The organism is Methanomethylovorans sp. (assembly GCF_041447285.1).
In the GTDB taxonomy this organism is placed as follows: Archaea; Halobacteriota; Methanosarcinia; order Methanosarcinales; family Methanosarcinaceae; genus Methanomethylovorans.
In genome coordinates, this window is sequence record NZ_JBGMEB010000002.1 from 242,815 (window position 1) to 252,196 (window position 9,382).

The following is a 9,382-nucleotide window of genomic DNA, read 5'->3' on the forward strand; positions in this document are numbered from 1 at the left end:
CACTTCTTTAGAGTGCACAATAGGTGGAAAGATCTTACTCGATAAATCAGCAACTCTTTTTTATTCTATTAATCACATTAAATTAGGCGTGGACATTCCAGTCCATTTCCAAACGCTGAAGGTCAAGATCGATGAACAGAAATACTTTGACAGATCCTCAAAAAAAGTATGCACCAAAACCTAAAAGTCTTGGGCCAGTATCCAGCCTTGAAGAACACGTGAATCCCGACTGGTGGAAAAAGATATTCAATTCCCTTTATCTGAAAACAGATGCTGATGTAGTAGGGGATTCTGAGATCACAAAGGAAGAGGTCAATATGTTCCTCTCCGTTTTGAATCTGCCTCAGGACAGCAAGATCCTGGATCTATGCTGCGGACAGGGGAGGCACTCCATGGAGATTGCAAGGAGAGGCTTCAAGAATGTCGAAGGGTTGGACAGATCGCATTATCTTATCCAGAGAGCGAAGAACACTGCAAAAAAAGAGGGTTTAAGTTTACGGTTTAAGGAAGGGGATGCCCGTAAAACTCCTTATTCTACTGATAATTTTGATGCTGTGTTCCTGCTCGGTAACAGTTTTGGTTACTTCGAGACCTCAGAAGAGGATCTTAGGGTGCTTAATGAAGTAAAACGGGTGCTTAAACCCTGGGGCAAAGTCCTGCTGGACGTGACTGACGGATCTTACCTGAAAGCAAATTATCAGCCCAGATCATGGGAATGGATCGATAAGCACAACTTTGTGTGCAGGGAACGTTCTCTATCTATCGATAGCCAGAAATTGATATCCAGAGAGGTCATTGTCAATGATAAACAGGGTGTTATTGCGGACCAGTTCTATGCAGAAAGGCTTTACACTCCGGAATCTCTTCAGGAACTCCTCAAAAAGGCTGGTTTCAGTGATGTTGAGCTTGTAAACTCCATTGGATCTAACAGTAAGAGAAACCAGGATCTTGGCATGATGGAGAAGCGCATAATTATCACGGCTACACTACGCAAGGAATGGTCGGAGCATAAAAAGAAGGTCCATGCTACACAAAAGGAAGTGGTGGTAGTATTCGGTGATCCCACCAAGAGAGATTCTCTAAAGCCATGTGGCGTTTTTGATGATGATGATCTGTATACCATCGACCAATTAAAAGGTGCTCTTAAGGAAAGAGAGGAATATTCTTTCAAGTTCCTGGACAACCATGATACTCTGATACAGGACCTGCAACGCCTTAAAGGAAAAGTGGATTTTGTATTCAACCTTTGTGACGAGGGATTTTACAACGATCCACTGAAAGAACTGCATGTGCCTGCTTTGCTTGATATGCTGGGCATACCTTACACAGGTTCAGGTCCGCAATGTCTTGCTTTCTGTTATGATAAGGCTCTTGTAAGGGGCATTGCCAAGGATCTTGGGGTGCCGGTTTCCGACGGAATCATAATTAAGGCGGAGGATGTTCTTTTCGAGGTTCCTATGCAGTTCCCGGTGATAGTGAAACCTAACTTCGGGGATTCGAGTTTCGGACTTAACCAGCACAGTGTATGTCATAGCCGTGATGAGGTTGTAAGGGCTATATACGATATACGAGAGGGTTTGGGATATGACAAGCCCATCCTTATTGAAGAGTTCCTCACGGGCAAGGATCTGAGTATAGGCATTATAGGGAATCCTTCTGATAACTATACGGTTTTGCCTATCATTGAGGAGGATTATTCTGCACTTCCTCCGGAGTTGCCCAGAATGTGCGGTTATGAGGCAAAATGGATCCCTGATTCTCCGTACTGGAAGATCCGCTCCATTGCTGCTGACATCCCCAGGGAAACTGAGGAGTTCATTGTGGAATGCAGCCTGAAAATGATAAAAAGACTTGAGTGCAGGGATTATACGCGTCTTGATTGGAGAATGAACGCAGCAGGACATCCAAAGCTGCTTGAAGTAAACCCCAATCCCGGATGGTGCTGGGACGGACATCTGGCTAAGATGTCAGCATTAGCTGGTATCTCTTATTCGGAAATGATTGCCAGCATCCTCAAAAGCGCAGATGAGAGGATAACAGGAACTGAAGCTGTCAAGAGTTCTGGACCAGTCCCGGAAGTCAAACTTTAAAGTTTGACGGAAGCAGCGTAGGTAATGAATTTTAGTATTGGCCCATGTCTTAGTGATGTGGGCTTAGATTCTATTTTTTTCCTATCTATAGGCATGTTCCTTAGCCAGTGAATGTGAGATATTACATTGTCATACAGAGGAGGAGATTATGTCAAAGTTAAATTTCAGGAGAGCTCAGAGAGATTTAGCATGATCATTCCTAAAAAGATAGGTTGGAAAAAGAATAGAGTTAGAGCTTAAAAAATATGTAATTTGTTTGTTTAATATAAATTCGGCAGAATATATATGAGAAAGAGTCTTAAATTGATTTATATCGAGTTCTAATTCATTAGTATGCAAACTTACTAACTACCTTCTTCTCTTTTTCATGTAACACATACCTGAAAATTTGACTGCAAGGGAAATGGTCAATAATCATGTTTAGTACAGTAAGACTATTGTAATTAGGGTAAACCAATTCTAGATAAAAAACTTGCAAATCGTTGAGAAATATCTTCTCTGTATAGTTCACTCACCTTGCATACAAAATTTGTTTTATGTATGTTGAGAAGGTATTCTACATTTAAGGAGAAATAGTGTTTAAAGTCAATTATTGATGGTACTAAACTTGATTCTTCAGGAAACTGAAGATGGTGATATCTTGGATTATTATTCTGTACCAAAATATGTCCAGGAGACCTATTTTTATTAATAGGCTCCATTTTCTTGCCTAACTTCTCTAAGTGTTGTCCCGTGTAAACTAAATCTGCTTGGTACAAAGGAGCCACCAAAACAGACAAAATAAGCTTGTCTTGTGTTTTTGAACTATCAAATCTAAACTTGAAATCTTGAGATAAATCACAATCTTGGGTTAGCACAATAATATATGGAAATATTATTTTAGATATTGTTATAATCCCTTCGTCTTCAGAAAACGACTCAATATATTCTACTTGTCTGTAAATATTTCCCTGAGATACTCTCTCTTCAGGATCAGTTTTTACTTTAATCATGTACAATCTTAGCTTTAATAATTACTCTTCTAGGCTTATTATCACTAAATATCTCTACACCCGTTTTTTCTAGCTTTATGCTTAAATCTGGAATTTCTTTATTTTTTGTATAACTATCAATAACTGAAATTTCAGTTGTTGGGTTCATCCCTGTAGTAACTATTGAATTATTATCATGGGCTTTAGTAGTAAAATATTTTTCAGGAATCATTCATAATCTCTCGCAGAGGGGGTTTTATTGAAAGTTCAAACATTTCTTCTATTTTAGAATGGAATCTAATTAAACTATCTTCAATTTCGTCGAAATCAATAAGTCCTATGTAAGATGCATCATAATCTAGGACAAAAATCTTCTTTCTAATAGGAGCAGGAAAATCTGGGTTGTGCATTCCACTGTTGAAATTGAGGATAATATCATCAAAATTGAAAGCAATATTATTAAGCAATCTAGCAATTACTCCATTATCACTCGAAAAATCAAAAGCCTGCAACAAATTATCATTAATATATTTCTTCCAATCCATTGGGTTTGATTCATTGAGATTTATTTCATTTACGTATCTCAAACCAAAGCGGTTTATTTGCAAATCTTTAGTGAATACATCACTTATTATTTTAAATATGGACATGAATTCTGATTTTAATGTTTCAAAAGAGTCATATACTGTATAAATTATAACAAATGATTTAGATGTTAATATCAAACTTTTTGTCCTATGTTTTCCATGAAAATGCCACTCTGTAGCCGTCGAGTCTTCACCCTCAAATTCCATTTTTTTTTCAACAGGGTTAAACTTCACAGTTCTGCCTATTAACTTCTTTGGCTCGGATATCGGAAAAAATTCCATTATCTGTTTTGATATTTCGATTGGAATTTTGTCATCCAAATCTATTTCATTTAAAAAATCAACTCTAACAATTACATTTGTCAAAAAGTTTTTAGCATATTTCCCCATAGACAACTCACCAATATAATTTTCATCCTTCTATTTCTAAAAACTGAACAGTTAAACTACAAAGTAGGATAAACACATAGATAATTATATCCTTTACCCATTGACTAGTTCAAGTCCAATAACAATGATCCAAGCATGGTATTATTCGGCTATTTGTAGAAAATCGATCCCTTAAGTTTAATATTGTGTAGAGGACTTTTAAAAAACTCGATATTTGAAAATTGCTTTCTAAACCGTTTAGAACCAATCGGCTATAAATGGAAATTTATCAAAAATATCTCTTACTTATTGAACAAATTTAGGTAATATATTTATTTAGGTATTTCTCCGGTTTCATTCATATTTGATGAACAAGTTCTCCAATCAATCAATTTCTACACGAAAAATGTATGTATCCCTCTGAGTATGTAATAACCAGATACGATGAGAGATTTTATAGAGCAGCTAAGAAGCAGTGGCAAGGTCACGGAGATCAAAGACTCTGTTTCAAGGGAGTTCGAAGCTCCCAGGATAGCGAAAAAGACACCTGGGCCTGTGCTTTTCCATGATATAGAGGGAAAGAAAGCGATCATGAACCTTTTGGGTACGAGGGATGAGCTTGCAGCGATGTTCGGAGTGCCCCGGGATATGATCATTCAGAAGCTATCTGAGGTACAGCCGGATGGGGAAGTCGTAATAGTTTCCGAATCTCCGACCATGGAAGTTGTGGATGAGGAGGTTGACCTGTACAGCCTTCCCATAATGAAGCATTTTGCAAAGGACGGCGGCCTGTACATCACTGCCGGTATCGTGGTCAGTGAGTACGAAGGCTCCATGAATGCATCCATACACCGCCTCATGGTGCTTGATAAGGATAAGCTGGCTGCCAGACTCGTGCCTCCAAGACACACCTATGTATTGCACAAAAAGGCTGCATCCAAAGTAGACAAGCTTCCAGTAGCCATTGTCATCGGTGCAGATCCTGTAATTACATTCGCCTCAACAACCCGTGTGCCTCTGGGAAAAGAATTCCATTATGCAGCAGCTCTTAGAGGTGCTCCGGTGGAATTATTCGAATGTAGCAATGGCGTAAAGGTCCCACATGCAGAGATCGTACTGGAAGGTTATGTCGATCCTGTGGAACGTGTCCAGGAAGGACCGTTCGTTGACATCACCGGTACTTACGATGAGATCCGTCCGGAACCTGTGATTCACATTACAAGGATAATACACAGGAAAGACCCCATTTATCACGGCATCCTCCCGGCAGGACCGGAACACCTGCTCATGATGGGAGTACCATACGAACCCAAGATCTACAGGGCAGTAAGCGAAGTGACCACTGTAAAGAACGTGGTGCTCACAGAAGGCGGATGCTGTTATCTGCATGCAGTTGTGCAGATCGAGAAACAGACCGAAGGCGATGGGAAGAACGCCATCATGGCAGCCTTTGCAAGTCACACAAGCCTCAAGCATGTGGTGGTAGTGGACGAGGATATCGATATCTTCGATCCCAAAGACGTAGAGTTCGCTATTGCGACCCGTGTAAAAGGAGATATGGACGTTATGATAGTCACCAACGTGAGGGGCAGTTCCCTGGACCCAAGGGGTGCACCTGACGGCACGACCACTAAAATAGGCATAGACGCTACCAAAGTCCTGAAGCAGGCAGAGATGTTCGAAAGGGCTAAGATGCCCGAGTAGGTGGACCATGTACCTCACAAAAGAAGAACAGGCAATGCTCGATGGCGAAGAAGGTGAAACACTCCGGAAAGCCATTGAGATACTTGTTGCCCTGGGCGATATTTATGGTGCTGACAGGCTCATACCTGTCAAAAGCGCACAGATAGCCGGGGTTTCATACAAGACCATAGGAGATGCAGGTCTGGAATGGATATCCGATCTGCACGGAAAAGTAAAGATTCCCTCAATACTCAATCCTGCGGGCATGGATCTGCAGGACTGGGAAAAAATGCGGATAGATCCTGAATTTGCACATAAGCAGCAGTTAATAATAGAAGCATACGAAAAGCTGGGTATCAGTGCAAAATGCACGTGTACTCCCTATTATCTTGAAGGATTCAATGCCACCTACGGAGATCACCTTGCCTGGAGCGAGTCCTCAGCAGTTTCTTATGCCAACTCTGTGATCGGGGCAAGGACCAACCGCGAAGGTGGACCATCGGCTCTCTCGGCAGCCCTTGTGGGCAAGACTGCCAATTATGGATACCATCTCGATGAGATGCGCAAGCCCACAGTATCGGTTACAGTGGAATGCGAACTGAAGGGCTCTGATTACGGTGCCCTTGGGTATATCGTAGGGAAGATGGTGGGTAGCAGAGTGCCTTTGTTTATCCTGAAAGGAAAGCCGGATAATGAAGAGCTGAAGTCTCTGGGTGCTGCCATGGCTGCCTCCGGGGCGGTTGCCCTATATCACGTGGAAGGCGTTACTCCTGAAGCAATGAGGAACAAGTTTGCAAGACCTGATGAGAATATAGTCATCGAGGAAAGTCAGATAAGGGAGATATATGACAGGACAAAACCCGATGTCAATGACCTGGACATCGTAACCATCGGCTGTCCGCATTGCTCCTCGGCTGAACTCTCTCTAATCGCAGGACTGCTTGAAGGCAGGACTGTCAATAAGGAAGTGTGGATCTGCACTTCCAGAGAGATTGCAGACAAACATCCCGAACTTGTTAAGTCCATTGAAAAAAGCGGGGCAAAAGTAGTCTGCGATACCTGCATGGTAGTATCCCCGGCAACTGAAAAATATAAGACCATGATGGTGAATTCCGGCAAAGCTCTGGCATACGTACCCGGAATGTGCGGCGTTCCCACTCTTTTTGGTGATATCTATAAGTGCATCAGGGAGGCGGTGAAGGAATGAAGGTCAAATGCCGTACTATTTCCCGGGGATGTGCAGAGGGGCAAGTGATGCTCACGCATGATCCGATTTCCTTTTTGGGTAACGTAGATCCCAAGACTGGCAAAGTAGTGGATGCGAACCACGAACTTTTCGGGCAGTCTGTGCAGGGCAAGGTCTTGGTCTTCCCGCATGGAAAAGGCTCCACTGTAGGTTCCTATGTAATATACCAGCTCTTCAAGAACGGTGTCGCCCCTGCAGCCATGATAAACTTGGAATCTGAGCCTATAGTTGCTGTGGGTGCTATTATCTCTGCCATACCGCTGGTTGACAGGCTGGAGGATGATCCATATACTTTCCTTAAGGATGGCATGTCCATAAAAGTAAATAGCAGTGAAGGATATGTGGAAGTGCCTGAAGGGTAACGAGCCCGATGATGCAAAAAGGTACTGGAAAAGTGATGTACTAATGGACATTTGTTTGAGGTGGAAAAGGAAGAACGCCTTCAGCCTTGCTGCGCTTGCACCTTTGCTGCCCAGCATACGCAGGGTCAAAACACCAACTGACGGTATAATGATCTACAGTCTGGTGACCAGGCAGGCAGCAAGTGTCTTCAGGGAAGTTCAGAATGCAACCACCAATTCTATTTTCATAGCGGGAGGACCCCATCCATCCGGGGATCCGGAAGGAACTTTGCGATATTTCGATTATGTGGTGATCGGTGAAGGTGAGGCCACTCTTCCTGAGCTTGTAAAGGTGTTGCAGGAGGGAGGGGACGTAGGTACGGTCAAAGGTATCGCCTACAAGGATACTGAGGGCAAAATTGTCTACACTCCCAAAAGGGAGCCCATAGAACTGGATGATTATCCATGTTTTGATCCGCATCTTATCAAGGCCCCCATAGAGATCAGCCGGGGATGTCCCTGGAAGTGTAAATACTGTCAGATCCCTCAAATGTTCGGCAGTAAGGTACGACACCGCAGTCTAGATTCTATTGTTAAGTGTGCCCAGCATTATAAGGACTTGAGGTTCATTTCATCTAATTCATTTGCCTACGGAAGCGATGGCGTACACCCGCGTTTTGATAAGGTGGAGAAGCTGCTGGAGGCTTTGTATGCAATTGAGGGTAAGGATATTTATTTCGGTACTTTTCCTTCTGAAGTGAGGCCAGAGTTCGTGACAGACGAATCTCTGGAAATGGTGAACAAATATTGCACCAATGATAGGATCAGTCTTGGTGCACAATCAGGTAGTGAACGTATCCTCAGGGAGATTCGCAGAGGCCATACTGTCAGGGAGGTTGAAATAGCCGTTGAACGCTGCTTTGAACATGGGATCACACCTACTGTTGACTTTATTTTGGGTTTTCCGGACGAAACGGCAGAAGAACAGGAAATGAGCCTTGAACTCATAAAGTGGATATGTAGCAAAGGCGGTGAAGTGAGAGCGCATTATCTTGAACCATTGCCGGGTACTCCTTATGCGCATGTGTCTCCGAGCAAGGTAAGTGAGAAGGTCAACAGTGAGCTTGGCAAGCTTGCTCTGAACGGTAAGATCACGGGTTCCTGGGAATGAGTATTCTGTAATGATTCGAACACAGTGGTTTTCAGAGCAGATGCTCTTCGAACTTGCCATTGCAAAAGACCATGACTCTCACTTCTTTTCCTTTGTTCAGGTTTCGCATCATGCGGTCATAGATGCTTTGGACATGTTTCATATTGTGTTTCTTGAAATGTCTGCTTACGGTTTCCAGGAACCTGATCTGATGCTCCAGATATGATACTTCGTAATCTTTGGTGAGCGTTGCTATCTTGCTGCATTCCTCATCGCTTATTTCTGAATGATAGCATCCGTGTTCATTCAGTCCGCTGATCTGCCTCCAGTCTAGTTTTCCTGAATCGTCTCTTTCCCGGTGCAGCATGTAAGGATAAAGCCTGCATATCGTGGGTCTGTCTTCATATATTTTGCATCTTCCATTTTCAAGGAACATGCAAGAACCATCTTCTTTTGTCTTAAGTGCATAACCCGATACATAAAATGTCCCGTTGTTATCGCAAAAATCAAAATATGGTGCAGGTTTCAATGCATCAGGTGATAATTTCCTTATACGTGTAACTTCTTTGTCCAGCAGGAATACATGGTCATTGAACTCACTGGTACAGCATCTTGCGCAGAGGTCACATTCAAAGCCTACTTCCTTGATGATTTCACATAATTTTTCGATAGGATATTCCAGCAGGTCATGAAGCTCCTTTTTAGTGTCAAGTATTTGTTCTTCTATTGATGATCTGGCTACAATGACCAACTCCATAAATGATTAGCACCATTGTGACCGGCACATTATTAAGTGTATCTTAAGTTATCTTCATAAGATAGAGGCCATCAAATTAGCTCCTTAGATTTCTATTCTAATTTGATGTACTTTTTTAGAATAGCCTTCCAAACGAATTCCTGAGTTTAACTTTATTTTGCAATTCAGTAAGTACCAATAGTTGATAA

At 42.3% G+C, this 9,382-nt stretch carries 9 protein-coding genes; 5 read left to right on the forward strand and 4 right to left on the reverse strand.

All coding sequences use genetic code 11. The features are described 5' to 3' along the window. Positions 1–131: 131 nt before the first annotated feature. On the forward strand, positions 132–2,090 hold the full coding sequence (locus tag ACC612_RS01465) for a methyltransferase domain-containing protein (RefSeq protein ID WP_371852679.1): 1,959 nt from the start codon (positions 132–134) through the stop codon (positions 2,088–2,090). A gap of 443 nt (positions 2,091–2,533) precedes the next feature. Here the strand turns inward: ACC612_RS01465 and ACC612_RS01470 are convergent, their stop codons facing one another. From ACC612_RS01470 to ACC612_RS01480, 3 genes are read right to left on the reverse strand one after another with little or no spacing between them, the layout of a single operon-like run. Beyond that, complete coding sequence (locus ACC612_RS01470) at positions 2,534–3,082, reverse strand: hypothetical protein (RefSeq protein WP_371852680.1); 549 nt, start codon at positions 3,080–3,082, stop codon at positions 2,534–2,536. After that, positions 3,075–3,293, reverse strand: a complete 219-nt coding sequence (locus tag ACC612_RS01475) for a hypothetical protein (RefSeq protein WP_371852681.1) — start codon at positions 3,291–3,293, stop codon at positions 3,075–3,077. The genes ACC612_RS01470 and ACC612_RS01475 overlap by 8 nt, the downstream gene beginning before the upstream one ends. Then, positions 3,283–4,038: a TIGR04255 family protein gene (locus tag ACC612_RS01480; RefSeq protein WP_371852682.1), complete on the reverse strand. Its 756-nt coding sequence runs from the start codon at positions 4,036–4,038 to the stop codon at positions 3,283–3,285. The genes ACC612_RS01475 and ACC612_RS01480 overlap by 11 nt, the downstream gene beginning before the upstream one ends. A gap of 423 nt (positions 4,039–4,461) precedes the next feature. On the opposite strand from ACC612_RS01480, the gene ACC612_RS01485 reads away from it, so the two are divergent. From ACC612_RS01485 to ACC612_RS01500, 4 genes are read left to right on the forward strand one after another with little or no spacing between them, the layout of a single operon-like run. After that, positions 4,462–5,721 (forward strand): UbiD family decarboxylase, encoded by a 1,260-nt coding sequence (locus tag ACC612_RS01485; RefSeq protein ID WP_371852683.1) that lies wholly within the window; start codon positions 4,462–4,464, stop codon positions 5,719–5,721. 7 nt (positions 5,722–5,728) lie between these two features. After that, positions 5,729–6,907: an aconitase X gene (locus ACC612_RS01490; RefSeq protein WP_371852685.1), complete on the forward strand. Its 1,179-nt coding sequence runs from the start codon at positions 5,729–5,731 to the stop codon at positions 6,905–6,907. Continuing rightward, a complete protein-coding gene (locus tag ACC612_RS01495; protein WP_371852686.1) occupies positions 6,904–7,308 on the forward strand; it encodes a DUF126 domain-containing protein in 405 nt (134 codons plus the stop codon). Before ACC612_RS01490 ends, ACC612_RS01495 begins: the two co-directional genes overlap by 4 nt. 43 nt (positions 7,309–7,351) lie before the next feature. Then, positions 7,352–8,458, forward strand: coding sequence for a TIGR04013 family B12-binding domain/radical SAM domain-containing protein (locus tag ACC612_RS01500; protein WP_371852701.1), 1,107 nt, complete (start codon positions 7,352–7,354; stop codon positions 8,456–8,458). A gap of 31 nt (positions 8,459–8,489) precedes the next feature. On the opposite strand, the gene ACC612_RS01505 is transcribed toward ACC612_RS01500, so the two are convergent. Further along, positions 8,490–9,194, reverse strand: coding sequence for a YkgJ family cysteine cluster protein (locus tag ACC612_RS01505; RefSeq protein ID WP_371852687.1), 705 nt, complete (start codon positions 9,192–9,194; stop codon positions 8,490–8,492). Positions 9,195–9,382: the final 188 nt, after the last annotated feature.

What these genes read in the sequence shown, in the direction of transcription:
- ACC612_RS01485 (WP_371852683.1), top strand. Translation starts at nt 4,462, where the DNA reads ATGAGAGATTTTATAGAGCAGCTAAGAAGCAGTGGCAAGGTCACGGAG.
- ACC612_RS01480 (WP_371852682.1), bottom strand. Translation starts at nt 4,038, where the DNA reads ATGGGGAAATATGCTAAAAACTTTTTGACAAATGTAATTGTTAGAGTT.
- ACC612_RS01500 (WP_371852701.1), top strand. Translation starts at nt 7,352, where the DNA reads ATGGACATTTGTTTGAGGTGGAAAAGGAAGAACGCCTTCAGCCTTGCT.
- ACC612_RS01505 (WP_371852687.1), bottom strand. Translation starts at nt 9,194, where the DNA reads ATGGAGTTGGTCATTGTAGCCAGATCATCAATAGAAGAACAAATACTT.
- ACC612_RS01470 (WP_371852680.1), bottom strand. Translation starts at nt 3,082, where the DNA reads ATGATTAAAGTAAAAACTGATCCTGAAGAGAGAGTATCTCAGGGAAAT.
- ACC612_RS01465 (WP_371852679.1), top strand. Translation starts at nt 132, where the DNA reads ATGAACAGAAATACTTTGACAGATCCTCAAAAAAAGTATGCACCAAAA.
- ACC612_RS01490 (WP_371852685.1), top strand. Translation starts at nt 5,729, where the DNA reads ATGTACCTCACAAAAGAAGAACAGGCAATGCTCGATGGCGAAGAAGGT.
- ACC612_RS01475 (WP_371852681.1), bottom strand. Translation starts at nt 3,293, where the DNA reads ATGATTCCTGAAAAATATTTTACTACTAAAGCCCATGATAATAATTCA.
- ACC612_RS01495 (WP_371852686.1), top strand. Translation starts at nt 6,904, where the DNA reads ATGAAGGTCAAATGCCGTACTATTTCCCGGGGATGTGCAGAGGGGCAA.